The sequence below is a fragment of the Xanthomonas sp. 3075 genome, from assembly GCF_014197275.1.
In the GTDB taxonomy this organism is placed as follows: domain Bacteria; phylum Pseudomonadota; class Gammaproteobacteria; order Xanthomonadales; family Xanthomonadaceae; genus Xanthomonas; species Xanthomonas campestris_B.
Genome location: NZ_JACIFI010000009.1, coordinates 120,907 through 146,441 on the forward strand (window position 1 = coordinate 120,907; position 25,535 = coordinate 146,441).

At 65.0% G+C, this 25,535-nt stretch carries 19 protein-coding genes and 1 other RNA gene; 12 read left to right on the forward strand and 8 right to left on the reverse strand.

Going from position 1 to position 25,535, the window contains the following annotated elements:
- The first annotated feature begins 94 nt into the window (after positions 1-94).
- Positions 95-1,822 carry a peptidoglycan-binding protein gene (locus GGR62_RS10565; RefSeq protein WP_184407855.1) on the forward strand — a complete coding sequence of 576 codons (1,728 nt, stop codon included), beginning with the start codon at positions 95-97 and terminating at the stop codon, positions 1,820-1,822.
- Positions 1,823-2,185: 363 nt separating this feature from the next.
- Here GGR62_RS10565 and GGR62_RS10570 read toward each other — a convergent pair.
- Positions 2,186-2,262, reverse strand: a non-coding RNA gene (locus tag GGR62_RS10570) — sX9 sRNA.
- Positions 2,263-2,401: 139 nt separating this feature from the next.
- Here GGR62_RS10570 and GGR62_RS10575 point away from each other — a divergent pair.
- A complete protein-coding gene (locus tag GGR62_RS10575; protein WP_184407856.1) occupies positions 2,402-3,997 on the forward strand; it encodes a M4 family metallopeptidase in 1,596 nt (531 codons plus the stop codon).
- Positions 3,998-4,546: 549 nt separating this feature from the next.
- Positions 4,547-5,032 carry an Mpo1-like protein gene (locus GGR62_RS10580; RefSeq protein WP_184407857.1) on the forward strand — a complete coding sequence of 162 codons (486 nt, stop codon included), beginning with the start codon at positions 4,547-4,549 and terminating at the stop codon, positions 5,030-5,032.
- 197 nt (positions 5,033-5,229) lie between these two features.
- On the opposite strand, the gene GGR62_RS10585 is transcribed toward GGR62_RS10580, so the two are convergent.
- Positions 5,230-6,132, reverse strand: a complete 903-nt coding sequence (locus GGR62_RS10585; RefSeq protein ID WP_184407858.1) for an NAD-dependent epimerase/dehydratase family protein — start codon at positions 6,130-6,132, stop codon at positions 5,230-5,232.
- A 166-nt stretch (positions 6,133-6,298) separates the two neighbouring features.
- Between GGR62_RS10585 and GGR62_RS10590 the strand changes: the two genes are divergently transcribed.
- Genes GGR62_RS10590 through GGR62_RS10615 form a run of 6 tightly spaced genes read left to right on the forward strand, consistent with a single transcriptional unit; the run spans position 6,299 to position 12,248 of the window.
- Positions 6,299-9,127: a monovalent cation/H+ antiporter subunit A gene (locus GGR62_RS10590; protein ID WP_184407859.1), complete on the forward strand. Its 2,829-nt coding sequence runs from the start codon at positions 6,299-6,301 to the stop codon at positions 9,125-9,127.
- Entirely contained in the window at positions 9,127-9,501 is a 375-nt protein-coding gene (locus GGR62_RS10595; RefSeq protein ID WP_184407860.1) for a Na+/H+ antiporter subunit C, read from the forward strand. Before GGR62_RS10590 ends, GGR62_RS10595 begins: the two co-directional genes overlap by 1 nt.
- Complete coding sequence (locus tag GGR62_RS10600; RefSeq protein WP_184407861.1) at positions 9,498-11,042, forward strand: monovalent cation/H+ antiporter subunit D; 1,545 nt, start codon at positions 9,498-9,500, stop codon at positions 11,040-11,042. The genes GGR62_RS10595 and GGR62_RS10600 overlap by 4 nt, the downstream gene beginning before the upstream one ends.
- Positions 11,039-11,545, forward strand: a complete 507-nt coding sequence (locus tag GGR62_RS10605; RefSeq protein WP_184407862.1) for a Na+/H+ antiporter subunit E — start codon at positions 11,039-11,041, stop codon at positions 11,543-11,545. Before GGR62_RS10600 ends, GGR62_RS10605 begins: the two co-directional genes overlap by 4 nt.
- On the forward strand, positions 11,542-11,826 hold the full coding sequence (locus tag GGR62_RS10610; RefSeq protein WP_184407863.1) for a K+/H+ antiporter subunit F: 285 nt from the start codon (positions 11,542-11,544) through the stop codon (positions 11,824-11,826). The genes GGR62_RS10605 and GGR62_RS10610 overlap by 4 nt, the downstream gene beginning before the upstream one ends.
- Positions 11,823-12,248, forward strand: a complete 426-nt coding sequence (locus GGR62_RS10615) for a Na+/H+ antiporter subunit G (protein WP_184407864.1) — start codon at positions 11,823-11,825, stop codon at positions 12,246-12,248. Before GGR62_RS10610 ends, GGR62_RS10615 begins: the two co-directional genes overlap by 4 nt.
- A 157-nt stretch (positions 12,249-12,405) precedes the next feature.
- Here GGR62_RS10615 and GGR62_RS10620 read toward each other — a convergent pair whose 3' ends face one another.
- Positions 12,406-13,029, reverse strand: coding sequence for a lectin (locus tag GGR62_RS10620; RefSeq protein ID WP_184407916.1), 624 nt, complete (start codon positions 13,027-13,029; stop codon positions 12,406-12,408).
- 167 nt (positions 13,030-13,196) lie between these two features.
- Between GGR62_RS10620 and GGR62_RS10625 the strand changes: the two genes are divergently transcribed.
- Positions 13,197-13,733, forward strand: a complete 537-nt coding sequence (locus tag GGR62_RS10625) for a hypothetical protein (RefSeq protein ID WP_184407865.1) — start codon at positions 13,197-13,199, stop codon at positions 13,731-13,733.
- Positions 13,734-14,092: 359 nt separating this feature from the next.
- Here GGR62_RS10625 and hmgA read toward each other — a convergent pair whose 3' ends face one another.
- Positions 14,093-15,397 (reverse strand): homogentisate 1,2-dioxygenase, encoded by a 1,305-nt coding sequence (gene hmgA / locus GGR62_RS10630; protein WP_184407866.1) that lies wholly within the window; start codon positions 15,395-15,397, stop codon positions 14,093-14,095.
- A gap of 164 nt (positions 15,398-15,561) precedes the next feature.
- On the reverse strand, positions 15,562-16,677 hold the full coding sequence (gene hppD, locus GGR62_RS10635) for a 4-hydroxyphenylpyruvate dioxygenase (protein WP_184407867.1): 1,116 nt from the start codon (positions 16,675-16,677) through the stop codon (positions 15,562-15,564).
- Positions 16,678-16,799: 122 nt separating this feature from the next.
- Here hppD and GGR62_RS10640 point away from each other — a divergent pair, with 122 nt between their 5' ends.
- Positions 16,800-17,288 carry a MarR family transcriptional regulator gene (locus GGR62_RS10640; RefSeq protein WP_184407868.1) on the forward strand — a complete coding sequence of 163 codons (489 nt, stop codon included), beginning with the start codon at positions 16,800-16,802 and terminating at the stop codon, positions 17,286-17,288.
- Between the two features lie 334 nt (positions 17,289-17,622).
- Here GGR62_RS10640 and GGR62_RS10645 read toward each other — a convergent pair whose 3' ends face one another.
- The 3 genes from GGR62_RS10645 to GGR62_RS10655 all read right to left on the reverse strand — a co-directional run bounded on the left by GGR62_RS10645 (position 17,623) and on the right by GGR62_RS10655 (position 21,326).
- Positions 17,623-18,213 carry a thioredoxin family protein gene (locus tag GGR62_RS10645; RefSeq protein WP_184407869.1) on the reverse strand — a complete coding sequence of 197 codons (591 nt, stop codon included), beginning with the start codon at positions 18,211-18,213 and terminating at the stop codon, positions 17,623-17,625.
- Positions 18,214-18,224: 11 nt separating this feature from the next.
- Entirely contained in the window at positions 18,225-19,745 is a 1,521-nt protein-coding gene (locus GGR62_RS10650) for an oligopeptide:H+ symporter (RefSeq protein ID WP_184407870.1), read from the reverse strand.
- Positions 19,746-20,426: 681 nt separating this feature from the next.
- Entirely contained in the window at positions 20,427-21,326 is a 900-nt protein-coding gene (locus GGR62_RS10655; protein ID WP_184407871.1) for a tryptophan 2,3-dioxygenase family protein, read from the reverse strand.
- Between the two features lie 581 nt (positions 21,327-21,907).
- On the opposite strand from GGR62_RS10655, the gene GGR62_RS10660 reads away from it, so the two are divergent.
- On the forward strand, positions 21,908-25,495 hold the full coding sequence (locus GGR62_RS10660; protein ID WP_184407872.1) for a lamin tail domain-containing protein: 3,588 nt from the start codon (positions 21,908-21,910) through the stop codon (positions 25,493-25,495).
- The last annotated feature ends 40 nt before the right edge of the window (positions 25,496-25,535 follow it).

Below are 25,535 nucleotides of genomic sequence, written 5' to 3' on the forward strand. Positions count from 1 at the left end.
GCGCCGATGGCGGTGCATAGCCAAAGCAGTACGCAGTACATGGAGCGGTACCCGTTACAAGGAAGAATCTGTCTCATAGAAAGGAACGCACGACATGACCGACACGATTTATACCGACATGCTTCAGCCACGCGGTGCTGCATACAGCAGCGACCGGATCAAGCCCTGGAGCCATTATCGCGAGCCCATCGACAGCGGAGATGGCCGACTGCATGGCGACTCGCGTCGCTGGGGCGATGCCAGCCCACATACCCAATCACGGGTGATCGATAGCCTTATCGACGCCTCGCGGGATGCTGGGCTTTCATCGCGCGAGACCGCTTACGTTCTTGCCATCGCCCGAGTCGAATCGGGCTTCAATCCCGATGCAGCTGCGGGCACAACGTCCGCTTCGGGCCTGGGTCAATTCATTGACCGCACTGGTGCGCATTACGGCGTCAATACGTCCAACCGCTTCGACGTGCAAACGCAGTCGCAGGCATTGGTGCAACATTTCATCGATAACCGCGACCTCGCACGCAGCCGGGGCCAGGACGAGGATTACATCTACAAGTATCACCACGACGGTCCGACGAAAGACTATGGTGGCCTTGCTCTGTCGCGGCGCGAGATTGCCCCTCATCTGGACAACTACACCCAGTTTGTCGAACAGCGTCTTGCCCAGACGCAGGGGACTGCAGTGGACCGCCCTGCGCCAGCGGCGCACCCGGCCGAAACCAGCCATGGCACTCGCAGCAACTTCCAACAGACGATGGAGCGTATGCTGCCCGGCCAAGGTAGTGCCGATCCGCATATCACTGGTCACTATGGCGAGCACCGTGGCAGCCACGGGCCGCATGGCGGCACAGATTTCAATTATGAAGGTGGCCAGACAGGCCGCAACCTGCAGCATCCGACGGTGCATTCGCCGGTCTCAGGAACCGTGACGTTTGCGGGCGGCAACTACGGCACTGTCAAGATTCGCGATGCACAGGGTAACTCGCACGAGATCCTGCACCTGGACGCACTCAAGGTGAAAGAAGGTCAGACGCTGTCCGCGGGCGATGCGATCGGCACGATGGGTGGACGCGGCCCGAACGGTAACAGCCAGTACGCGCAGCATGTGCATTACCAACTGCGCGATGCCAACGGCAAGTTGACCAGTCCGGAGACGTTCTGGAATCAAGGCCATCAACAGGAGTCAGGCGCTCGCCAATCCCCGTCATCGACACCGGCCAGCCACGGCGCGCTGCGTCACGGCGATCAAAGCCCCGATGTCGGCAAGCTGCAGCAGGACCTCAACCGTCTCGGCGTGCGCGATGCACAGGGCAACCGGCTGGCCGAGGATGGCCGCTTCGGTGACAACACGCGCGAGGCAGTGCTTGCGTTCCAGAAGCAGCACGGGCTGCAGGCCGATGGCGTGGTGGGTCGCAATACGCAGGCGGCATTGTCCGCGCTTCCGGCACAGACCCAGAGCAGAGCAGGCGAAGCACCGGTCGCGGCGCCGAAGGGCCCGTCGCTGAACGATGCCTCGCATCCGGACCATGCGCTGCATAACGCGATCCGCAGCAAGCTGCCAAGCATGATTTCCAGCGATACCGCTGCCAACGTGACCTTGCAGGCAAAGCAGAACGGAATCGACAGCGCCGACAAGCTGCAGAGCGTCACCGTGCAGGACGGCAAGGCGTTCGTGATGGGGACCACGCCGGGTTTCCGCGCGGCGGTGGATCTGAATCAGCCTGCCCCGACGCTGGAACAGACCAGCGCGCAATTGCTGGCCGGCCAGTCGCAACAGCAACAGGTGCACGACGAGCAGCAGAAGGTCGCCATCGGCGGCCGCTGAGTTCAGCGACGCGCGACGCAGCCGGCCAGATTGTCTGGCCGGCTTTTTTGTACCCGCGCATCGCTAGGCAGATGGGGAGCACACGCGCAATGCGGTCTTCGTCGATCGGCGCGCGTGCACAATGAGCGCCTGCCACTCTACATACCGCAGTGCGGCGTATCGCGTGCCGATGCAACGTCTTGCGCGTGATAGCGGGTTGCGCAACGGCGGGGGCATGGTGTCCAGCGCGTAACGCAGCATCCGCATCTCTGCGATGCATTCCACAGCCCGAAGTGGCCGGGCGCACAGAATCAAACACATCCGTAAATTTTACTTATTGCACGACCACCGACTGTGCAAGCGTGTCTGCCGGGACTTCGGAACGGCCAACAAAACGTAGCGAGCAGTCGTCAGATGGGGGCGGACGGCACGCCCGGAATCGGAGTGCACCAGGGGCACATGCAGACTCCGCGCATCGGTCGCGCATGCCTGGCGGATGTGCAGTCGTTTGGTTAATCGCTCTGAAGTTGCCACTCGCGATCTGCTGCGACCTTCGTCGCCGCCGGTCTTTGCATTGCACGTTTTCTGGAGAGAGTCGTCATGCAATTCCACGTCTTGGGCGCGGCGATCTGCTGCGCGCTATCAGTCTGTGCTGTCGCCAATGCTGCGGATCTTTCCGCAGAGGCAGCCGTTTCGCGTGCGCAATCGTTGTTGGTAAATAACGCGTCAGCGATGGCCAATCGTGCGCCGGCCGATGCCTTCATCGCGCGCGACAGCATCGTCGATGCCGATGGCACCGAACATGTCCGTTTCGATCGTACCTATCAGGGCCTGCCGGTGATCGGCGGCGATGTGGTGGTGCATTCGCGGCGCGGGGTGATGCGGCAGCTGAGCCAGACCATGGACACCAGCGTGCGTCCGAACCTGCTGCCGGGCATCGATGCCGACACTGCACTGCGTGTGGCCGGTGCGCAGTTCGATGTGGCGCCCGATGCCGCGCCGCGTGCCAGCCTGGCACTGTATGCACGGCAGGGCGCACCGCGGCTGGTCTATGACGTGATCTACAGCGGCATCAAACCCGATCAAACGCCAACCGAGATGCATTACATCGTCGATGCGGTCAATCAACGCATTCTCGAATCCTGGGATACCGTGCATACGGTCTGCAGCGGCGGCACCAGCGCAGCCGGCAGCGGGCGTTCGCTTTATGCCGGCAACGTTGCCTTGTCCGCAACGCGCTGCAGCAGCGGCTATGAATTGACCGATATGAGCCGCGGCGGCGGTGCCACCTACACCATGCGCAACGGCACCTCCGGTAGCGGCACGCTGGTCACCGATGCCGACAATGCCTGGGGCAACGGTGCCAACAGCGATGCGGCCACCGTGGCGGTGGATGCGCATTACGGCGTGGCGTTGACCTGGGACTATTTCCGCACGACGCATGCGCGCAGCGGCATCGCCAACGACGGGGCGGGTGCGCGTAGCCGCGTGCATTACGGCAACGGCTACAACAATGCCTTCTGGCAGGACAGCTGCTTCTGCATGACGTTCGGCGATGGCGACGGCAGCATGTTCACGCCCTTGGTGCCGGTGGATGTGGCCGGGCATGAGATGACCCATGGCGTGACCAGCCGGACCGCACGCCTGGTGTACTCGGGCGAGTCCGGTGGTTTGAACGAAGCCACCTCCGACATCATGGGTGCGATGGTGGAGTACTCCGCCAACAACAGCGCGCAGCCGGGCAATTATCTGATCGGCGAGAAGATCGTGCCCGGCAACAGCACCGGTACGCTGGCGTTGCGCTACATGTTCAAGCCCAGCCTGGACGGCGATTCGCCGGACTGCTACAGCAGCAGCCTGGGCTCGCTCAACGTGCACTACAGCTCGGGCGTTGCCAACCATTTCTACTATCTGCTCGCCGAGGGTGCGGTGGTGCCGAGCGGTTTCGGTGCCGGCACCAGCTGGAACGTGACCCCGGCCGGGCTGGTGTGCAACGGCAATACCGCGTTGAGCGCGATCGGCCGGGCCGCAGCCAGCCGTATCTGGTACCGCGCCCTGACGGTCTACATGACGTCCTCGACCAACTACGCGGCCGCACGTCGGGCCACCTTGAGTGCTGCCACCGACCTGTATGGCAGTACCTCCACGCAGTACCGCGCGGTGGCTGCGGCGTGGAGCGCGGTGTCGGTCAACTAAGAGCGGCTAACAAAACGACTTCGCGTCAGCCTACTGCAGGCCGGCTATCTGCGGCTTGGCTGCAGGGCCCTTGCCCGCCCAGCGTCGCGGGACACGCTGCAAGTACGTCCTTGTAAGCTCTTACGCGGCATCCATGCCGCGTAAGGTCCCACGACGCTGGACGGGCAAGGACCAGTCGAGAGTGTCGGTGTGCATGGCTTTAAAAAAGCCACCGACTAACTCTCTGGTGCGGTGTCCTCGCCGCTGGCGGGACCGTGTGGCGGCATGGATGCCGCCACCGAGCCTCCAGGGATGGATTCACGGCGTGTCCCGCCAGCGGTGAGGGCACCGCGCATTCGACCCACTCAGTGTTTGATCTGGACTTCTGACTGCATCCACCAAGATACGACCGACAAACCACTGCACTCACTGACAGGCGCTCGCTCGCCAGGTTTTGTTAGCTGCTCTAAGGTGTTGCCGGCCCTTGCCGCGCGATCGACGCGTGGCAAGGGCCCGGCTGTCACTGCGGCCGTCCGCGCGCGTATGCTTGGGTCATTCCTGGGAGGGAACATGACCGACAGCATCACCACCGCGCGCCCGATCGAGCGCTATTTCGCCAGTTATTCCGACGATCATCAAAACGCCACCAACCAGCAGATCCATGTCCTGGCGGTGCCGGCGATCCTGTGGTCGGTGGTGGCCTTGCTGTGGTGCATTCCGGTCGGCGGCACCTGGTTCAATAGCGGGGTATGGGCGGCGCTGGCGATGTTCGCAGCGTGGTGCTACTACAACCGACTGTCGCGCCCACTGGGGCTGGGCATGTTGGCGATGTTCTTTTTCTTCGGCTGCCTGTGCCGGTTGATCGAGCACAAGGTCGGGCTGGGTGGCGTCTTCACGCTGGGGGCGGCGGTATTCGTGCTGGCGTGGATCGCACAATTCGTCGGCCACAAGATCGAGGGCCGCAAGCCGAGCTTTCTGACCGACCTGACCTACCTGTTGATCGGTCCGATCTGGGTGCTGGCCAAGCTGTATCGTCAGTTGGGTTGGCGCTACTGAGTGCAATTGGCCAGCAACGGTCAGTCAGGCAAGTCGCCTGGCACGTGGCACTGACAGGCTCCTTCCAAGCGTCGCTCGCATCCGGATCTCCCAATGCGCAGGGCCCTGGTTAAAACGGCGGCCAATCGACGTCGATCATCGAGCATTCGACGCCTGACGTTTCACCCTCGACAAACCGTAGGCGTGCTCACCGCGCCTCACTCACCGATGCCGAGTTCTTCCGGTAACGGACGGAACGCGCGCGGCGCATAACCAAAATCGCGGCGTGCAGGCTCCAGGTCGAACACCAGGTCATCGCGCATGCGCTGCAACGCGGCCGCATTCATCCCGCCCAGGCGCCCCAGCCGCTGCGCAGCGCTGACGGCAAGCCCAAACAGGCCTGGCGGCACCTGATACAACCGCGCCGGTCGTGGCAACGCCGCCAGCACGCGTTCCACCATCTGCGTATAGGCCAGCACTTCGCCACCGCCGACGGCGTAACTGCGCTGCTGCGTCGCCGGCTGGGCCAGCACCGCCAATGCGGCGCTGGCCAGATCGTCCACATGCACCGGCTGCCGCAGGCCAGTGGCGTTGGCCGGCAGCACGAAGGCGCCCGTGCGTTGGGCCAGCCCGGCGATCTGGGTGAGCGTGCGGTCGCGCCCGGCACCATAGACCAGGGTCGGACGCAGCACCGTCGCGGTCGCGCCACGCGCCTGGGCTGCGGAAAACAGCGTTTGTTCGGCATGTGCGAGCCGCTGGGCCACATCGCGCTCAGCTGCGTCGGTCGAATGTTCCTTGACGTCCACGCTGGTTGAACCGAACGCCACAATGCGCGGAGCGCGCACCGGATTTTCGGCGTACCAGCGGGCGAAGTGATCCAGCGGGCCGCAGCTGAAGATCACCTCGCATGCCTCGCCCGTTGCGGCTGGCGCGGTCAGATCGCCTTGCCGCCAGATCAACCCGGAACGCGCGGCACGCGGCTGGCGCGACCATGCCGTCACCTGCCAGCCGCGACTCAGCAGGCGCGTCAGCAGGCGTTCGCCGATCTGCCCACTGCCGCCGAAAACCAGGGCGCGTGGCGCAGATACAGCAGTGGACGGATCAGGATGGGGAACAGTCACGGGGCACGGATGCAGTCTGGATGGACGCAGCATACCGAGTGCGACGCCGGGGCGCGAAGCCGCCGCTGCAGCCATTTGCTCACGTCGGTAGCGGCGACGTTGACACGGACGTCAGTCAAGGGTTTGTTAAGCTCTCTGGCCTGCTCGCGAATCTTGTGTTCCCTGCATGCCTTTCTCGCTGGAAATCCTGCTCGCGCTGCCATTTGCAATGGCGGCCGCCATTGCGCTGCGCTGGCGCACAGCTCGTTCGATCACTGCGTGGTTGGCTGCGGCCGCGCCGTTGGCCGGCTTGGTCATTCTGGCGATGCTCACACCGGCAGTGATGCGCGGTGAGGTGATCCGCAGCGAGCATGCGTGGTTGCCGCAGATCGGCTTGATGTTCTCGCTGCGACTCGATGGCCTGGCGTGGATGTTTGCATTGCTGGTGCTGGGCATCGGTGCGTTGGTGGTGATGTATGCGCATTACTACCTGAGCGCACGCGACAGCGCCTCGCGCTTCTTTGCCTACCTCATGCTGTTCATGGGCGCGATGCTTGGCATGGTGCTGTCGGGCAATCTGCTGTTGCTGATGGTGTTCTGGGAGCTCACCAGCATCAGTTCGTTCCTGTTGATCGGCTTCTGGTCGCATCGCAAGGATGCGCGCGAAGGCGCCCGCATGGCGTTCGTGCTGACCGCTGGCGGCGGCCTGGCCTTGCTGGGCGGCGTGCTGATGATCGGCCGCATCGTGGGCAGCTTTCAGCTGGATGCGGTGCTGGCCGCCGGCGATCTCATCCGCGCCAGCCCGCTGTATCCGTATGCCCTGAGCCTGGTATTGCTGGGCATCTTTACCAAGAGCGCACAGTTTCCGTTCCATTTCTGGCTGCCGCACGCGATGGCTGCGCCCACGCCGGTGTCGGCATATCTGCATTCGGCCACGATGGTGAAGGCCGGCGTGTTCCTGCTGGCGCGCCTGCATCCGGCATTGGCCGGCACCGATTTCTTCTTCTACACCGTCACCAGCATCGGTGCGATCACCTTGTTGCTGGGCGCCTGGCACGCGATCTTCCAGCATGATCTCAAAGGCGTGCTGGCCTACTCCACCATCTCGCATCTAGGCCTGATCACGATGTTGTTCGGGCTGTCCACGCCGATGGCGGTGGTGGCCGGTGTGTTCCATATCCTCAACCACGCAGTGTTCAAGGCCTCGCTGTTCATGGCCGCCGGCATCATCGACCACGAGACCGGCACGCGCGACATGCGCAAGCTCGGCAACCTGCGTCGTTTGATGCCGATGACCAGTGCGTTGGCGATCATCGCCTCGCTGGCAATGGCCGGTATTCCGCTGCTCAACGGCTTCCTGTCCAAGGAAATGTTCTTCGCCGTGGCATTGGAAACCGACGCGCCGCAGACGATGCGGGTGCTGGCCAGCATTGCCGCGTTGCTGGCCGGCCTGCTCGGGGTGGCCTATAGCCTGCGTTTCGTGCACGACACCTTCTTCGGCGAGGGTCCGCGCGATCTGGACACCACTGCGCACGAACCACCGCGCTGGATGAAGATCCCGGTGGAAGTGCTGGTACTGATGTGCGTGGCAGTCGGCATCGTGCCGGCATGGACGATTGCGCCGGTGCTGCGTGCCGGTGCAAGCGCCATCCTCGGCGAGCGCTTGCCCGACTATAGCCTGGCGCTGTGGCATGGCTTCAACTGGCCGCTGGCCATGAGCATCGCCGGCATGGTGGGTGGCACGCTGTTGTACATGACGCTGCGCCGCACCTTGGATATGTACGCGATCCAGAACCGCTCGCCAGGCAAGGCGCTGTTCCACTGGAACCTGCGCGCGCTGTTCGCTGCAACCGCGCGCATGACCGATGCCGTCACCAACGGCAATCTGCAACGCATGCTGATGTTGCTGGTGCTCAGTGCCGTGGTCGTCGCACTGGTGCCGTTTGTGCAAGGCGGCGTCCTGCCGGCCTGGCCTGCGCCCACTCCGATGCCGCTGCTGGGCTGGATTGTGTGGTTGCTGATGATCGCCTGCGCACTGGGCAGCCTGTTTCTGTACAAGCAGCGTCTGCTGGCAGTGCTGGTGCTGGGCGGCACCGGCCTGGCGGTCAGCATGACCTTCGTGTTCCTGTCGGCGCCGGATCTTGCATTGACCCAGCTGTTGGTGGAGATGGTGACGTTGGTGCTGATGCTGCTGGCGATGAATTACCTGCCGGAGCGCTCGCTGCCCGAGCCTGCACGGCTGCGCAAGATGCGCGATGCCACCATCGCCGTGATTGGCGGCGCCGGGCTTGCCGCATTGACCTATACGTTGATGACCCAGCCCAGCCACACCGTGGCCGGCGAGCTGCTGCAACGTGCGCTGCCGGAAGCCTACGGGCGCAACGTGGTCAACGTGATCCTGGTGGATTTCCGCGGCTTCGATACCTTTGGCGAGATCACCGTGTTCGCGATCGCCGGGCTGGTGGTGCATGCACTGCTGCGACGCTCGCGCATGGCGCCGGAGCGCACCATGCCCGGCCCGCCGATCAAGTTGCCGGTGCCGGCCGATCTGGCGCAGATCATGTTCCCGCTGACGTTGACGGTGTCGTTGTTCCTCTTTTTGCGTGGCCACAACGCGCCCGGTGGCGGCTTCATCGCCGGCCTGGTGCTGGCGGTGCCGTTGCTGATGCAGTACGTGATCCAGGGCACCGCCTCGGTGGAATCGCGCTTCGGCTTCGACTACATCCGCCTGATCGGCATCGGCCTGCTGTGCGCGCTGGTCAGTGGCGCCGGGTCGCTGCTGTTCGGCCTGCCGTTCTTGACCAGCGGGCATCTGGAAATTCCGCTGCCGCTGCTGGGCGAGCTGGAACTGGCCAGCGCGCTGGGCTTCGATATCGGCGTGTATCTGGTGGTGTTCGGTGCGGCGATGCTGATGCTGTCGATGATGGGCACGATCAAACCCTCGCGTACGCGCAGCTCGCAGCGCGGCGAGATCGACCCCACCCAACGTTCGACACGCACTGCGGAGCAGTATTGATGGAATTGGCAGTGGCAAGCGCGGTCGGCGTCCTCACCGCATTGGCGATCTACCTGTTGCTGCGCGCACGCAGCTTCGATGTGATCCTGGGGATGACCTTCCTGTCCTACGCGACCAACCTGCTGATCTTCGCCGGCGGACGGCTGCGTAGCGGACAGGCGCCGGTGCTGCGCGAGGGCACACCGGTCGATCTGATGCACTACACCGACCCGTTACCGCAGGCGCTGGTGCTGACCGCGATCGTGATCGCCTTCGCGATGACCGCAGTGAGCCTGGTGCTGGCGATCCGCAGCCGCAGCGACAACGGCAGCGATCACGTGGATGCGCATGAAGATGCCGCGACCGGCGTGGACACGCGCGAGGCGCGGCGATGAATCATCTGCTGATCCTGCCGATCCTGATCCCGATGCTGGGCGCGTCGGCATCATTGTTCGTCGAACACCGCCGCTATGGCCCGCGCGTGCAGCGCAGCGTGGCGTGGGTGAGCATGCTGCTGCTGGCGGCGGCGGTGATTGCACTGTTTGCGCGTGCGGCCGAAGGCACGGTGCTGGTGTATCTGCTGGGCGACTGGCCGGCGCGCATCGGCATCGTGCTGATGGGAGACCGCCTGTCGGCGTGGATGCTGTTGACCACCTTGATCCTGGGCGCGGCCTGCCTGCTGCATGCGTGCGCGGGCTGGGACCGACGCGTACCCCACTTCCACGCCCTGTTCCAGTTCCAGTTGATGGGCTTGAACGGTGCATTTCTGACCGGCGACATCTTCAACCTGTTCGTGTTCTTCGAAGTGATGCTGATCGCCTCCTACGGCCTGCTGCTCAGCGGCGGGCGTGGGCTGCAGATGCGCGTGGGCCTGCATTACGTGGTGTTCAACGTGTGTGCGTCGACCTTGTTCTTGATCGCACTGGGCCTGCTGTTCGGCGTGTTCGGCACCTTGAACATGGCAGAGCTGTCGCAACGCATCGCCGCATTGCCGGCCCAGGACGTCCCGCTGGCCAAGGCCAGCCTGGGCCTGTTGCTGCTGGTGTTCTGCAGCAAGGCCGCGTTGCTGCCGCTGTATCTGTGGTTGCCGGAAACCTACTCGCGCGCGCCGGCAGCGGTGGCGGCGTTGTTTGCGATCATGACCAAGGTGGGGCTGTACGCGACACTGCGGGTGTCCGCGCTCTGGTTCGGCGCCGGTGCCGGCGCGCTGCAGGGCTTCGGTCGCCACGCGCTGCTGTGGCTGGGCATCGCCACGCTGTTGATGGCCGCGTTCGGGGTGATGGCCGCATCGCGGCTACGGGTGATGGTGTCGTATCTGGTGGTGTTTTCGGCGGCGACCTTGTTCATCGCCTTCTCGCTGGACGATGCCGGCGCGTTGGGCGCTGGCCTTTATTACCTGCCGCATAGCAGTTTCGTGGCCGCCGCCTTGTTCATGGTGTCGGACCTGATCCGGCGTCGGCGCGGCAGCGCCAGCGATCGCAAGGAAGTGGTCGCGCCATTGCCGCGCCGTGGGGTGCCTGGCGCGATGTTCATGGTCGCTGCGGTCGCCGTCGCCGGCCTGCCGCCGTTGTCCGGCTTCCTGGCCAAGGCCGCGTTGTTGCAGCACGTGCCCGAGGGGTTGGTCGGGCCGGTGTGGGGCGCCATCCTCGGCAGCAGCCTGCTGGTGGTGATCGGCCTGACCCGAGCCGGCGTGCGCTTGTTCTGGCGCGTGCCCGAGGCGGTGCAGGATGTCCCCGAGCTGCAACCGCAACGTCGTGGCCGCATGCGGCCGGTGGAAACCGCCGCAACGCTGCTGTTGCTCAGTGGCCTGGTGGCGATGACGGTGGGCGCAGGACCGTTGATGCACTACACCGATGCGGCCGGTGCCCAGCTGCGCGATCCCGCTGCGTATGTGGATCAGGTGCGCGCCACCACGCCGCAACGGAGGCAGCCATGAGCGCCCGCATGCCACTGCGACGCCGGCTATTGCCCTCGCCCTCGTTGAGCGTGACGGTGTTTATCTTCTGGCTGCTGCTCAGCGACAGCTTCGGGCCGCAGCAGTGGGTGCTGGGCGCGCTGCTGGGCGTGGTGGTGCCGATCTTCGCCGCACGGCTGGACCGCGAGTTCGCACGCATCGGCTCGCTGCGTTCGGTGCCGCGCATGTTGCTGGTGGCCGCCGGCGATATCGTGCGCTCCAACATCAAGGTGGCCGGCCAGGTGCTCGGCCCGGAGTCGCGCATCCATCCCGGTTTCATCTGGGTGCCGCTGGATATCGCCAACATCCACGGTATCGCCGCGCTGACCAGCATGATCACGCTCACGCCCGGCACGGTGTCGGCAGCGCTGTCCGATGACCGCAAATTTCTATTGGTGCACGTGCTGCACCTGGACGATCCGGATGCCCTGATCGCCGAAATCAAGGCCCGCTACGAGAAGCCCCTGATGGAGATCTTTCCATGACCGGCCACATGTTCATCGAATCGACCATCGTCCTCTGCATGCACGCGGTGGGCCTGGCGATGTTGCTGGCGCTGTGGCGCTTGCTGCGCGGCCCGACGGTGCCAGATCGCATCCTGGCGCTGGACACGCTGTCCATCACCGCCATCGCCGAACTGATGCTGCTGGGCATGTACCTGGATTCGCCGATCTACTTCGAGGCGGCACTGGTGATTGCGATGCTGGGCTTCGGCAGCACCGTGGTGCTCAGTAAATTCGTGTTGCGTCGGGACATCGTCGAATGATCGCCCTGACCGAGTATCTGCTCAGCGCGCTGCTGCTGGTCGGCACCTTCTTCATCCTGATCGGCGCGTTCGGGCTGGTGAAATTCTCCGATTTCTTCAAGCGCTTGCACGCACCGACCAAGGCCAGCACGTTGGGCGTGGGCTGCGTGCTGCTGGCCTCGGTCGGTTATCACCTGTTTCTCGGCGTGGACCCGCAGCCACGCGAATTGCTGATTACCGTGTTCCTGTTCATCACCGCGCCGATCAGTGCGCATTTGATGGCCAAGGCTGCCTTGTCGTTGATGATGGAAAACCGCCCGGAAGTCCCCAACCATGGCGAGATGAAGGAAGAAGGCTTGCCCACGCCGCAGACGCAAGGCGATGTCGGCGAAAACGAAGAAACCGCCAAGCAGCATGCCGAGCCGGATACCGATCGGCGTTGATGTGGTGCGCTGCGTGGAAGCCCGGCGCCATTCATCGGACGCTAGCGCGCTCCTGGGCGCGCCGCGGCTCCGGTCGAGAGGCTCTGCATGCAGCCCGCATCGCGGTGAGATGCCGCTTTCGGTGCCAGCGCTGCGGTGCATCGGAAGCCCCGAGGCATCAGCCGCAGCCTTCCACGTAGTCCACCTGCGGCGCTTGCCCGACCCGCCAGCTGCTCACCTTGCCGTCGGCATCGGTATCGAACACCAGGACAGATGGCGCCCTTGTATCGGCCACCCGCAAGGTGAGCGCGCCGGGCACGTACTTGTGCGGCTGCTCGGTCAACGCAGCGGTGTACAGCGCGCGCAGTTGCGCCACCGTCATGCCGACCTTGCCACCGCCAGGTGCGAGTTCCTTGGCCTCGCTGGTTTGATAACGCACGAAGCGATCGCCCTCGAACATGAAACCGAAGCGGCGCGCATCGTCGGCCCATTGCGGCCGTAGCAGATAGCAGCCGCCATCGGTCGCAGGCTCGCCGCGCAGGTCGCCCCCCCAGGCCGCCCGCGCCTGCCTGGCATCCATCCCAAAGCGCAGATCGCCGTAGCCGTCCAGACGCGCGAGCGGAGCCGGCTCCTGGCGTAGTTGCGGCGGGAACGCGCCAGCGGGTGCGGTGGCAGGCGGAACATCGCCCGCTGGCTGATCGGTGGCCGCCGCAGCGGGCACCTGCTCCGTGCTGTCGTGCACAGCCGTGGCAGTGGAGTCGCCGGCCCGGTGACAGCCGCTCAACAACAACAGTGCGCCCATCAAACTCAGCAATCTGGTGCTCATGCGTGCATTCCTTTCGAGTCCGCGACAGCCTACACAGCGCCCATCGCGGCGATGTGCAGAACGCGAAGAGGCAGTGCGTCGTGCCGATGTCATCGACGCTTCATTGGTAGCAGGCAACCTGGCGGCTTCGCAGGATCGCCGCCATGACCCCACGCAAGACCGAACTCGCCCTGACCGCGCTGCAATCGCACCGCAGTCCCCTCACATTGCTGCAGCGACGCGCCCTGATTCTGGCCGACGGCCAGCGCGACCTGGCGACCCTGTCCACGCTGCTGGGCGGCGATGCAGCCGAGCTGGTGCAGAGCTTGTGCACGATGGGCTATCTGCAGAGCGATACAGCGGGAACAGGTGCGCTCACCGGACCGCCAGCCACCGCGCAGCACGCACCAGCGCTGACCCGAGCACCGGATGCACTGCCAACCGAAGACGACCTGCAACGTCAACGCCGTCGCGCGACCACCAACGCGCGGCTGTATCTGCTCGATATCCTGCAACTGCAACGCAACCCGGCAGCGGCCGTGCTGTACCGCCACCTGCACGCCGCACGCACGGAAGCGCACATCGGCGTTGCCATCGCCGAGGCACTGCGCGAGCTGCCGCAGATCACCTCGGCCAGCTACGCCGAGCGCGTGCGTGCTCACGTTGGCGAGCTGCTACCGGATGGGTTGCAGCTGGCTTGAGCGCATATGGGGGCGACTAAGCTGCATGTTGGGGCAATGATTGGCCGGCAGTCGAGGGCGCTCGGCCATCGCGTAGATCGGTGACGTCACGCGGGCTTTTGCCGGAGTGGTGGCTCTGCGGACAATGCGTGACAAAAACGAAGAACCCGCTGCACGGCTGCCGAGTGCGCGGACAAGCATTGCGTCGGCGCATGTCACACCTCCAGCGCGGCTCCTGTGGCTCGCTCTGTCCAGACTCGCTCTGTCCAGAGAAGGATCCTGCGTTTACGGGCGATGCATCACTCCCGCGCCGCGCGCGTGCCAGCAGACAGGCAGCGCTCGCCTGCCTGCCGCGACGCCTGCCTGACGGCCGGACAGCACTATGACGCGTGCGGCGGTGCAAACCCCGCACGCAATCCAGACCAGCACTGCTGATAATCGCCTTGCCGGTGCGTTGCCTGCAGCGCCTGCTGGGTGGGGCGCAGCACTGCACGCGTTTCGAACATGAAGGCCATCGTTTCGGAAATGACGTCCGGGCGCGCCAGGTCGGCGTGCGAGGCTTTCTCGAAGGTCGCCGCATCCGGCCCGTGCCCACTCATGCAGTTGTGCAACGAGGCGCCGCCGGGCGCGAAGCCTTCGGCCTTGGCATCGTAGACGCCGTGCACCAGCCCCATGAATTCGCTGGCGACATTGCGATGGAACCACGGCGGCCGGAAGGTGTGCTGTGCCACCAGCCAGCGCGGCGGGAAGATCGCAAAATCCATGTTCGCGGTGCCATGTGTGTCGCTGGGCGAGGTCAGCACGGTGAAGATGCTCGGGTCCGGGTGATCGAAACTGATCGAGCCGATGGTGTTGAAGCGACGCAGATCGTAGCGGTACGGCGCGTAATTGCCGTGCCAGGCGACAACATCCAGTGGCGAGTGACCGATGTCGGCGCGCCACAGATGGCCCTGAAACTTGGCGACCAACGCGAATGCGCCTTCGCGCTGTTCGAAGGCGGCATGTGGCGTTTCGAAATCGCGTGCATTGGCCAACCCGTTCGAGCCGATCGGCCCCAGGTCGGGCAGTCGCAGCAGCCCGCCGAAGTTTTCGCAGACATAGCCGCGCGCCTGCCCATCCGGCAGTTCGACGCGGAAGCGCACGCCGCGCGGAATCACCCCAATCTGCTGTGGCTCCAGATCCAGCACACCCAGTTCGGTATGCACGCGCAGCCGCCCGAGTTGCGGCACCAGCAGCAGCTCGGCATCGGCATCGTAGAAGAAACGGTCGTGCATGGATGCGTTTGCTGCATACAGATGCACCGCAACACCGGACATCGCCTCCGGCCCGCCGTTGCCCGCCATGGTGTACAGACCATCGATAAAATCGGTGGGCGTGGACGGCAGCGGCAACGGGCTCCAACGCAGTTGATCCGGCGGCACCGGGGCGCGACCGAAGTCGTTGTGGAAGGTGGATTGCGCGATCAACGAGAACGCGCCATGCACGGCCGCCGGACGGATGCGATACAACCAACTCCGCCGATTCTCAGCGCGCGGCGCGGTGAATGCCGTGCCGGACAATTGTTCGGCATATAACCCGTGCGCCACACGCTGCGGCGAGTTCTGCCCGATGGGCAACGTATCGGCTACCGCCTCGCTGGCGAACTCGTTGCCGAAACCGGTCATGTAGTGCGGGTTGTTATGCATGGCATGCGTCCGGACTGGGCCCCAAGGGGCTGGGATTAAGCCCCTCCCCGCTCGGGGCACGGGTTGGGGTGAGGGTACGGTGTTGCGATCAGCTTGAAGATCGCCGCGACCACCGCATCCAGCGAAGGCAACACATCATTGCTCCAGAACCGCAGATCCGGCCCTCACAGCACCCCGCGCTTGATCTGATCGCGCTCGATACTCTCGAACAGCGCCTGGAAATTGCCTTCGCCAAACCCTTCGTTGCCCTTGCGCTGGATGATCTCGAAGAAGATCGGGCCGATGCAGTTGGTGGTGAAGATTTGCAGCAGCTTGCGCTGCTTGGTATCCACATCGGCGTCGATCAGGATTTTGTTGCGACGCAGGCGCTCGACGTCTTCGCCGTGGTCGGGAATACGCAGATCCACTACATCGAAATAGGTGTCCGGAGTCTCCAGAAAGCTCACGCCGGCCTCGCGCATCTTTTCCACCGAGGTGTAGATATCGTCGGTGAAACAGGCGATATGCTGGATGCCTTCGCCGTGGTAGGCATCCAGATATTCGTTGATCTGGCTCTTGGGGTCGGAGGACTCGTTGAGCGGGATGCGCACGACGCCGTCGGGGGCGGTCATCGCCTTGGACACCAGGCCGGTCTTGGCGCCCTTGATGTCGAAATAGCGGATCTCGCGGAAGTTGAACAGGCGCTCGTAATAGTCCGACCAGCGCTGCATGTTGCCGAAGTACAGGTTGTGGGTCAGGTGATCGATGAAGGTCAACCCGAAGCCCGCCGGATGCTGGTCGGCGCCTTCGATCGGCGCGTAGTCGGCGTCGTAGATGCTGCCCGCATCGCCGTAGCGGTCGACCAGATACAGCATGCAGTCGCCGATGCCCTTGACCACCGGGGCCGGCACCGCGCGCGTGTCGGCCTTGTCCTGCACCGCTTCGCCGCCGTTGCCCAGCACCGTCTGCAGCACGGTCTCGGCCGGGGTACGGAAGCGGATCGCAAAGCCGCAGGCGCAGGGGCCATGCGCGGCGGCGAAATCGGCCGCGAACGAATCGGGGTCTTCGTTGAGCAGGAAGTTGACCCCGCCCTGGCGATAGACGGTAATGGCGCGGCGACGATGACGCAGCACCGGGCTGAAACCCAGCTTGCGGAAATAGTCGTGCAGCTGCGCGGCCTGGCCGACGGGTGCGGCGAATTCGACGAATTCGAACCCGTCGATCCCCATCGGATTGTCGAACGTGGTGACCTGCATGCCCAGGTTCGGGCGGGTTGCGGTACTGCTCGGTTGTGCACTCATCGTCGTTTCTCCACGCTGGGCCGTCCGCAGGGCTATGCGGGGTGGCAGAAGACCCGCGAGAATGCGCAGGCCACCCACGGTTTGTAGTTGCAAATGAAACCAAAATCAAGACACAGTGCAGCATGAGCGATCTCGACGCCCCCATCCCGCCGCACCATCCCGTGCTGCTCAACCTTGAGCAGTTCCTGCCGTATCGCCTGAGCGTGCTGTCCAACCGTATCAGCAGCAACATCGCCAAGGTCTACGGCGATCGTTACGGCATGGCCATTCCCGAGTGGCGGGTGATCACCATCCTGGCGCTGTATCCGGGTTCCTCGGCCAGCGAGGTCTCCGATCGCACCGCGATGGACAAGGTTGCAGTGAGCCGCGCCGTGGCGCGCCTGCTGGAGCGCGGCTTCATCCGCCGCGAGACCCATGGCGACGACCGCCGCCGCTCGATGCTGGCGCTGTCGCCAGCCGGACGCCAGGTCTACGAGACGGTTGCGCCGCTGGTCAACGAAATGGAGCAACGGCTGATGTCGGTATTCAGTGCCGAGGAACAGCAGGCGCTGGAGCAACTGATCGATCGGCTGGCCAAGGACGGGCTGCCGCGCATGGCGGGGAAGGACTGACGTCTTGTCCAGGTGGGCAGGTGGCTATCTGCCGCGCTCGCCCCCTCCGCCCTGCGGGCACCTTCCCGCGCACGCAGGGGAAGGGCAAAGCCGAGTGGCGCCGTGCTCTGTCGCTACCGCAGGCGCTTGGCCTTCTTCCCGCAGCCGGGGCGTCCTTCACCGTAGCGAGAGTGTCCTTCCCTTAGCCAGCCCGTGGCCAGCATGCCCTTTCCTTCTCCCGCAAGCGGGAGAAGGTGGCGCGTAGCGCCGGATGAGGGCAGCATCCAGCCACCTGCCCGATCATCCCCTGGTGCGGCGTTCGCCCGTCAGACCCGCAGGCAATCCCACTCCCGGCTCACGCCTGTGGCGGCGCCCACTGCTTGAGGAAATCGAACAGTTTCTTGCGGTCGAAGCCTTCGCCCTTGCGCAACTCCGCGCCAGCCTGGGTGGTCAGCAGCTTGCCGTCGTTGTCCAGCACCAGCAGCGCCGGAAAATCAGTGAGCTGGGCGAACTGCGAGAGGAAGGCAGCGTTTTCGTTGGCCGCATCGCGGTTGACCTTGACCACCACGAAGTGCGCATCGCGGAAGCTGCGCAGCTCCGCATCGCCGCCCATCACCTCGTCCAGCGCCTTGCACGGCTCGCAGGCCGCGTTGCCGACATTGAGCACGATGCGCTTGCCGCCGCGCTTGGCCTCGACCTTGGCGGTCTCCAGATCGGCAGCCGGATCGCGCGAGGGGTCGTATTGCGCATTGAGCGCCGCCGCCGCCGCGATATCGGCGGCAGTGGGTGTATTGCCGGAGGCCACCGGCTGGCTGGGATCGGCACTGGGTGGCTTCTGCATCGAGGTGTCCAACGGCCGTGGCGCCTCCTGGTGCTCGGCAGACTGCCCGCAGGCGCTCAACAGACCGGCCAGCAGCAGGCCACAGACAGTGGATTTGATCGGCATTGCTGTTCTCCTCACTTCACACCATGCATCAGTTTGTTGATCAGCGGCGCGATCAGGAACAGCACCGCGCCAGCGCCCAGCAGCGCCCAAAACCCGAAGGTATACCCGCTCAGGGCCGAGGACACGCTCATCCCTTCGCTTCCGCTGACATGCCCGGCAAAAATGCCCGACAGGTTGTTACCGATGCCGGTGGACAAAAACCAGCCACCCATTCCGAAACCGACCAGACGCACCGGTGCCAGCTTGGTCACCATCGACAGGCCGATCGGCGACAGGCACAACTCGCCGACCGACTGGATCACGTAGACCATGAACAAGGTCCAGAACGGCACCTTACCAGCATCGTTGACCAGGCTGGACAGCGCGAACATCAGCAGCAGGAACGCCAGTCCGTTGAACAACAGGCCCAGGCCGAACTTGCGTGGAATGGAAGGATTGAAGCGGCCGGACTTGACCCAGATCCAGGCGATGATCGGCGCCAGCGCGATGATGGCGATCGAGTTCACCGACTGGAACCAGGCAGTCGGGAAGGTCCAGTCGCCGAAGCCACGGTCGACGATGTTGTCGGCCAGGAAGGTGAACGAGCTACCGGCCTGTTCGAAGAACATCCAGAACAGCACGTTGAAGGCGAAGATGATCAGCATCGCGATCACCTTGTCGCGCTGCACCTTGCCCTCGCGGATGCCTTCGATCAGCAGCATCACCGACAAGCCGATGAACAGCACGGTCAACACGATCTGCAACACGTCCGCGCCGACGGCGAGCAGGAAATACACCACCGGAACCGCCAGCACGCAGCCGACCAGCACCATCAGCACACGGCCGATGCCCTGCGCGTTCGGCGCCGGTGCACCGATGCCCTTGAGCTGGGCACGGCCAATCCAGAACCACACCAGGCTGATCAGCATGCCCACGCCGGAGGCCATGAACACCATCTTGTAAGACGGCATGGCTTCGGTGCCGAACACCTTTTCGGCCAGCAACTGGGTCAGCACCGGCGAGATCATCGCGCCGAGGTTGATGCCCATGTAGAAGATGGTGAAGCCGCTGTCGCGGCGTGGATCGACCACCGAATAGAGCTTGCCGACCATGGTGGAGATGTTCGGTTTGAACAGCCCGTTGCCCACCACCACGGTGGCCAGGCCGATCTCGAACATGGTGTGGTCGGGAATGGCGATCAGGAACAGGCCGGTGGCCATCACTGCTGCGCCAACCAGGATCGAGCGCTGGTAACCGAGCACCCGGTCGGCCACGTAACCGCCGAAGATCGCTGCTGCATACACCAGCGCCAGATAGGCGCCGTAGGTGCGTCCGGCCGGCGCCTGCCCGGTGGCATCGCCGCCGAAGAACTGCGCCACGATGTACAGCACCAGCGCCCAGCGAATGCCGTAGAACGCGAAGCGCTCCCAGAATTCGGTCATGAACAGCATCCACAACGGCCGGGGATGGCCGAGCAACGTGGGGAACTCGGGCGGCGCAGGCGGCTGCGGCGGAGTGGTAGCGGAAGTCGGCGCAGTAGCGTCAACGCTCATGAGGTGTCCCTTGCGTATTCAGTGATGGCTGGGTGCACCAGGGCGAGCCCTGGGCGACGCGCGAGGATCACTTAGACGTCATGTTCACGTCAAATTCGGCGGACTCGGCGACCTGATGACGACGGGTTGGATCGGTGCGATTTGGGCGGCGGATGAGAAGGGTCGGCGGGGATACGCTGGTCGACTAGGGATAAAGCGAGGTGGGTCGGGGGTGGCTTTTTGGGGGCTGGCACGTGCACGTGCTAGCAGCGCTGGTTGGGCCGATGAAGTCGTGTGGTAGCGCCAGTTGCGGTGTTGGTGTGCGGACGGACTGCGCAGCGGGCGGGCAGGAGCAACGGCAAGAGGCGGCTCTGCGAGGATGATGCCCGTCCCCTCACCCCAACCCCTCTCCCGCACGCGGGAGAGGGGCTTCAGACCGCTGGTGTCGGGATCAGACCTCTGGGGTCGGGAGAGGGCTAGCGCTGCGCCACCACCTGCAGGAGTCGGGCTATCCCCCCTTCCGCTGAAGGCGTTGACCTATCACCGCCTTTCCCTGAAGGAGTTGCGTTATCAGCGCCCTTCCCCCTGCGGGGGAAGCTGCCCGAAGGGCGAATGGGGGACGGTTTCTCCGCAGGGAACCAGGTGGCAGTTCCGGCTTCTGCTCCCTTCGGCTTCATGCCTTACCAGCTTCTGCTGTATCCCTCAGCGCTTCGTCGCCTCGCTGCGTCCATCCACCGGCTCGCGGTGTTCCACGCCGACCGAGGTCCGTACGTCGAACAGCTCGGGAAAGAACGTCAGCGCCAGCGCCTGCTGCAAAAACCCCACGCCGCTGGAACCGCCGGTGCCGCGCTTGAAGCCGATCACCCGCATCACGGTGCGCATGTGGCGGAAGCGCCACAGCTGGAATTGGGTTTCCACATCCACCAGGTCCTCGCACAAGGCGTATTCGCGCCAGTAGCGGTCGGTGTTTTCGTAGATGCGCTCGAATACCGGACGCAAGCTGTCGTCGGCCACATGCGCGGCCGTCCAATCGCGTGCTTGGTACTGCTGCGGAATCGCATGCCCGAAGCGCGCCAGATAGCGCAGGAATTCCTCGTACAGGCTGGGCGCTTCCAGCACCTCGCGCAGCCGCGCCTGTCCTTGCGGGTCGTAGGCGAACACCTGCAGCATCTGCGGATTCTTGTTGCCCAGCAAAAACTCGATGTAGCGGTATTGCAGCGACTGGAACCCCGACGAGGGGCCAAGCACATCGCGAAACCCCATGTACTCGCTGGGGGTCAGCGTCTCCAGCACCGACCATTGCTCGGTGAGCTGGCGCAGCACCTGCTTGCTGCGCGCCAGCACCTTGCGGCACTGCCAGACCTGATCGTTCTGCAGATGCACCATCGCCGCACGCAGCTCGTGCGCCAGCAGCTTCAGCCACAGCTCGGAGGTCTGGTGCTGGATGATGAACAGCATCTCGTCGTGATGCGCCGGCTCTGAGAGCGGCTGCTGCGCGGACAGCAGTTGGTCCAGACGCAGATAGCCGCCGTAGGTCAACCGCCCTTCCAGATCGGTGTGGATGCCGGGTTCCAAGTCACGCAGGTTCTTGTCGACGGGCATGGCGTAGCGCTGGCGATGGGGCCGGCCAGGGTAGCGCGCTGGCGACGGCTTGGCAGCCGGGAATGGGGAATGGGGAATGGGGAATGGGGAATGGGGAATCGGGATTTGGGATTTGGGATTTGGGATTCGCGGTTCGGGAGGCGGGGATTGGACATCAACGGGCTGGCGGCTGAGAGCGATGCTGGAGGCTGGGTCTCCGAAATACGCTTCCTACGCTTCGGTTGCCGTCCCACACCGCCGTGCAGACCTGCCTGGCTGGGACTGACGCCGGACGGGATTACCTGATCGTTGCAGCGCCGCGCAGCGTGCATGCCGCTGCATCGTGCCGCTACTGCAGCGTTCGGTTTACAGATGGCCTGGTTACTCCAGCGACCGGCAACGCCCTGGCGTGCGCGACCGGTCCTTTCCTCCTGGAGCATCCCGCCGCTTTCGAGCGCAGCCGCCGCAGTCGCTGCGCCGCTGTCACCGTATCGTCAACCTAGGTCTGCAAATTCATGCAGAATCGAACGGCGCTGCCGGCCAGGGACGTGGCCGGACCAGGGGAGCGTTTCACGTCTCAAGGATCAGGGGACCCTCATCTCATGCATGTGTTGCAGCGTCGTGCAGCCGTATTTCTCTGTGCGCTGGCAGTTGCCGGCCACGCCAATGCCCAGGTCGTCATCAGCCAGGTCTACGGCGGTGGCGGCAATAGCGGCGCCACCCTCCGCAGCGATTTCATCGAGCTGCACAACGTCGGCAGCACCACGGTCAGCCTGGACGGCTGGTCGGTGCAGTACGCCTCGGCCGCCGGCAGCAGCTGGCAGGTCACCCCGCTGGCGGGCGATGTGCCGGCCGGCGGCTATTACCTGGTCAAGCAGGCCGATGGCAGCGGCGGCAGCGTTGCGCTGCCCACTCCCGACGCCACCGGCACCCTTGCCATGAGCGGCACCGCCGGCAAGGTGGCGCTGAGCAACAGCGCCTCCGCGTTGAGCGGCATCTGCCCCACCGGCAATGCCGATCTGGTCGGCTATGGCAGCACCGCCAGCTGCGCCGAAGGCAATGCGCCCACACCGGCGCCCAGCAATACGCTGGCGGTACTGCGCGCAGGCGATGGCTGCACCGACACCGACAACAACGCAGCCGATTTCGCCACCGGCGCGCCGGCACCGCGCAATAGCGCCAGCGGCGCGCGGCTGTGCAGCGGCGGCGGCCAACCGATCGCCACGCTGGCCGATGTCAGCCAGGCCGAAGGCAACAGCGGCAGCCGCAGCGTCGTGTTCACGCTGAGCCTGAGCCAGCCGGCCGGTGCGGGCGGGGTGAGCTTCACCGCCGCCACGCGCGATGGCACCGCCACCGCCGGCAGCGACTACATCGCCCTGCCCGCCACCAGCGTGCGTATTGCCGCAGGCGAGCGCACGGCCACCATCGCGGTGGATGTGCTGGGCGACACCGTCTCCGAGCCGGACGAGCGTTTCAGCCTGCAGATCAGCGGCCTCACCGGCGCGCTGCCGGCCACGCTCAGTGCCACCGGCACCATCCTCAACGACGACTTCAACCTGCTGCCGATCCACAACATCCAGGGCAAGGCCGCACGCTCGCCGCTGGATGGCCAGGTGGTGGCCACCTCCGGCATCGTGACCGCACGCCGCAGCGCCGGGTTCTTCCTGCAGGCTCCGGATACCGAAGCCGACGGCGACCCGGCCACCTCCGAGGGCGTCTACGTCTATACCGGCAGCGCACCGCCGGACACCGCCGCCATCGGCAACCGGGTGCGCGTGCAAGGCACGGTGATCGAATACGTGCCCACCGCCGACCCGACCCAGCCGCCATTGACCGAGATCGGCGGCACCCTGACCGTGCTGCTGGATTCCACCGGCAACCCGCTTCCTGCGCCGGTGCTGTTGCGTCCGGACTTCCCCAACCCCAACGGCGCTTATGACCAGCTCGAAGCGCTGGAAGGCATGCGCGTGACCGCGCCCAGCCTCACCGTCAATGCGCCCACCGGTGGCAGCGTCAACGAGACCAATGCCACGGCCACCAGCAATGGCGTGTTCCATGCCGTGGTCACCGGGGTGCCGCGCGCCTTCCGCGAACCGGGCGTGCAACTGCCCGACCCGCTGCCGGCCGGCTCGCCGGCGGGCGTGCCGCGCTGGAATACCAACCCGGAAGTGATCGCGGTCGGCAGTGCCGGCGTGGGCGCCGAGCGGCTGGATCTGGCCTCCGGCTGCCAGGTGCTCAATGTGGTCGGCCCGCTGGACTACAGCTTCCGCCGCTACACGCTGTACCCGGAACGCACCCCGCAGGTGAACTGCAACGGTGCCGACCAACCACGCCCGGCGCCGATGCCGCAGGCCGACGACGTGGCCGTGGCGACCTACAACATGGAGCGCTTCTTCGACGACCAGAACGACCCGGCGATCGGCGAACCGGTGCTCACCCCGGCCGCGTTCCAGGCCCGCCTCAACAAGGCCTCGCTGGCGATCCGCCGCTATCTGCATCTGCCCGACATCCTGGGCACGGTGGAAGTGGAAAACCTCAGCGTGCTGCAGACCCTGGCCGCGCGCGTCAACGCCGATGCGGTGGCCGGCGGGCAGCCCAATCCGCAATACGTGGCGTATCTGCAGGAAGGCAACGACGTCGGCGGCATCGATGTCGGTTTCCTGGTCAAGACCGCCGACGTTGCCGCCGGCGTGCCACGCGTGGAAGTGCTTTCCATCGCGCAGGAAGGCAAGACCACCACGTGGACCGAACCGGCCGGCGGTGTCAGCCTGCTCAACGACCGCCCACCGTTGGTGCTCACTGCCAACGTGCATCAGGCCGATGGCCGCGTGCTGCCGCTGACCGCCATCGTGGTGCATCAGCGCTCGCTCAACGGTGCCGAAACCGACGACGCATCCGGCACCCGCATCCGCGCCAAACGTCAGGCGCAGGCCGCGTATCTGGCGCGTCTGCTGCAGACGCGTCAGCAAGTGAACCCTGACGAAAAAGTGCTGGTGATGGGCGACTTCAACGCTTTCGAATTCAACGACGGCTATGTGGACGCGATGGGCACGGTCACCGGCAAGCCGGCGCCGGATGCGCAGACCGTGGTGAGCGGCGATGGCGTGGATCTGGTCAACCCGGATTACACCGATCTGACCTGGTTCAACACGCCCGACCAGAGCTATTCGTATGCCTTCGACGGCAACGTGCAATCGCTGGATCACATCCTCGCCAACGAGGCGCTGATGCGCTCGCCGCAGATCGCCTCGTTGTCGGTGGGCCATGCCCGCATCAATGCCGATTTCCCCGGCACCGCGCGCAACGATGCCAACACGCCCACGCGCTTGTCCGATCACGATCCCACCGTGGTGCTATTGCGCATGACCAGGCAGGTGAACGCGGACTTGCGCGTGGCAGTCACTGCCGCACGCGACCAGGTCAGCGAAGGCGATCGCATCGACTACACCGTGGATGTAGAGAACCGTGGGCCGGCTCGTGCACCGTTCACTGCGCTGGCATTGGTGTTCGACCTGCCGGCACGGGCGCGTCTCACTGCCCCGACGGGCTGGGTCTGCCAGAACCAGACCAACGCCACGCAGACCACGTTCACCTGCAATATCCCCCTGCTTGCGGCTGGATCTGTGCAGAGCTTTGCAGTGCAACTGGATGCCGGCCCGGACCTGGCAGGACGCACCCTCACCCTGGCCGCCTCGGTCGCCTCGCAATCGCCCGACCCGCAGCCGGACAACAACACCGACACCGCCGCCGTCGTGGTGCAGGCACGGCCGCAGCCGCGTAGCGACCTGGCGGTGCGGTTCGATGGCCCGGCCAGCCTGCCGACCACAGCGTTCAGTGCCAGCTACCGCGTGCTGCTGGACAACGTCGGTGCCGCGCCGGCGCAGCGTCCCGGCCTGGTGATCGAAGGCAATACGGTGTCTGCGCTGTCGCAGCTGGTGCCGCCGCAGGGCTGGCGCTGCGACAAGCAGGTGCAATCGCTGCGTAGTGCCCGCTTCGTGTGCAGCAGTGCGGCCGTGGTGCTGCCGGGCGCGCAGCTGGCCTTCCAGTTGAACGTGGCAGCCAAGCCGATCCCGGCCGACGGTGCCATCCGCGTGCAGGCCAGCGCCACATCGGCATCGCCGGACGCGAACCCGGCAAACGATTCGGCGCTGATCGTCACCCCGATCGGTGGAGGTGATGGCCGCCGCTAATCGCAGTGCAGCACGTCGCAATTCTGTACTGCGACAAAGG

What these genes read in the sequence shown, in the direction of transcription:
- GGR62_RS10565 (WP_184407855.1), top strand. Translation starts at nt 95, where the DNA reads ATGACCGACACGATTTATACCGACATGCTTCAGCCACGCGGTGCTGCA.
- GGR62_RS10575 (WP_184407856.1), top strand. Translation starts at nt 2,402, where the DNA reads ATGCAATTCCACGTCTTGGGCGCGGCGATCTGCTGCGCGCTATCAGTC.
- GGR62_RS10580 (WP_184407857.1), top strand. Translation starts at nt 4,547, where the DNA reads ATGACCGACAGCATCACCACCGCGCGCCCGATCGAGCGCTATTTCGCC.
- GGR62_RS10590 (WP_184407859.1), top strand. Translation starts at nt 6,299, where the DNA reads ATGCCTTTCTCGCTGGAAATCCTGCTCGCGCTGCCATTTGCAATGGCG.
- GGR62_RS10595 (WP_184407860.1), top strand. Translation starts at nt 9,127, where the DNA reads ATGGAATTGGCAGTGGCAAGCGCGGTCGGCGTCCTCACCGCATTGGCG.
- GGR62_RS10600 (WP_184407861.1), top strand. Translation starts at nt 9,498, where the DNA reads ATGAATCATCTGCTGATCCTGCCGATCCTGATCCCGATGCTGGGCGCG.
- GGR62_RS10605 (WP_184407862.1), top strand. Translation starts at nt 11,039, where the DNA reads ATGAGCGCCCGCATGCCACTGCGACGCCGGCTATTGCCCTCGCCCTCG.
- GGR62_RS10610 (WP_184407863.1), top strand. Translation starts at nt 11,542, where the DNA reads ATGACCGGCCACATGTTCATCGAATCGACCATCGTCCTCTGCATGCAC.
- GGR62_RS10615 (WP_184407864.1), top strand. Translation starts at nt 11,823, where the DNA reads ATGATCGCCCTGACCGAGTATCTGCTCAGCGCGCTGCTGCTGGTCGGC.
- GGR62_RS10620 (WP_184407916.1), bottom strand. Translation starts at nt 13,029, where the DNA reads ATGGGCGCACTGTTGTTGTTGAGCGGCTGTCACCGGGCCGGCGACTCC.
- GGR62_RS10625 (WP_184407865.1), top strand. Translation starts at nt 13,197, where the DNA reads ATGACCCCACGCAAGACCGAACTCGCCCTGACCGCGCTGCAATCGCAC.
- hmgA (WP_184407866.1), bottom strand. Translation starts at nt 15,397, where the DNA reads ATGCATAACAACCCGCACTACATGACCGGTTTCGGCAACGAGTTCGCC.
- hppD (WP_184407867.1), bottom strand. Translation starts at nt 16,677, where the DNA reads ATGAGTGCACAACCGAGCAGTACCGCAACCCGCCCGAACCTGGGCATG.
- GGR62_RS10640 (WP_184407868.1), top strand. Translation starts at nt 16,800, where the DNA reads ATGAGCGATCTCGACGCCCCCATCCCGCCGCACCATCCCGTGCTGCTC.
- GGR62_RS10645 (WP_184407869.1), bottom strand. Translation starts at nt 18,213, where the DNA reads ATGCCGATCAAATCCACTGTCTGTGGCCTGCTGCTGGCCGGTCTGTTG.
- GGR62_RS10650 (WP_184407870.1), bottom strand. Translation starts at nt 19,745, where the DNA reads ATGAGCGTTGACGCTACTGCGCCGACTTCCGCTACCACTCCGCCGCAG.
- GGR62_RS10655 (WP_184407871.1), bottom strand. Translation starts at nt 21,326, where the DNA reads ATGCCCGTCGACAAGAACCTGCGTGACTTGGAACCCGGCATCCACACC.
- GGR62_RS10660 (WP_184407872.1), top strand. Translation starts at nt 21,908, where the DNA reads ATGCATGTGTTGCAGCGTCGTGCAGCCGTATTTCTCTGTGCGCTGGCA.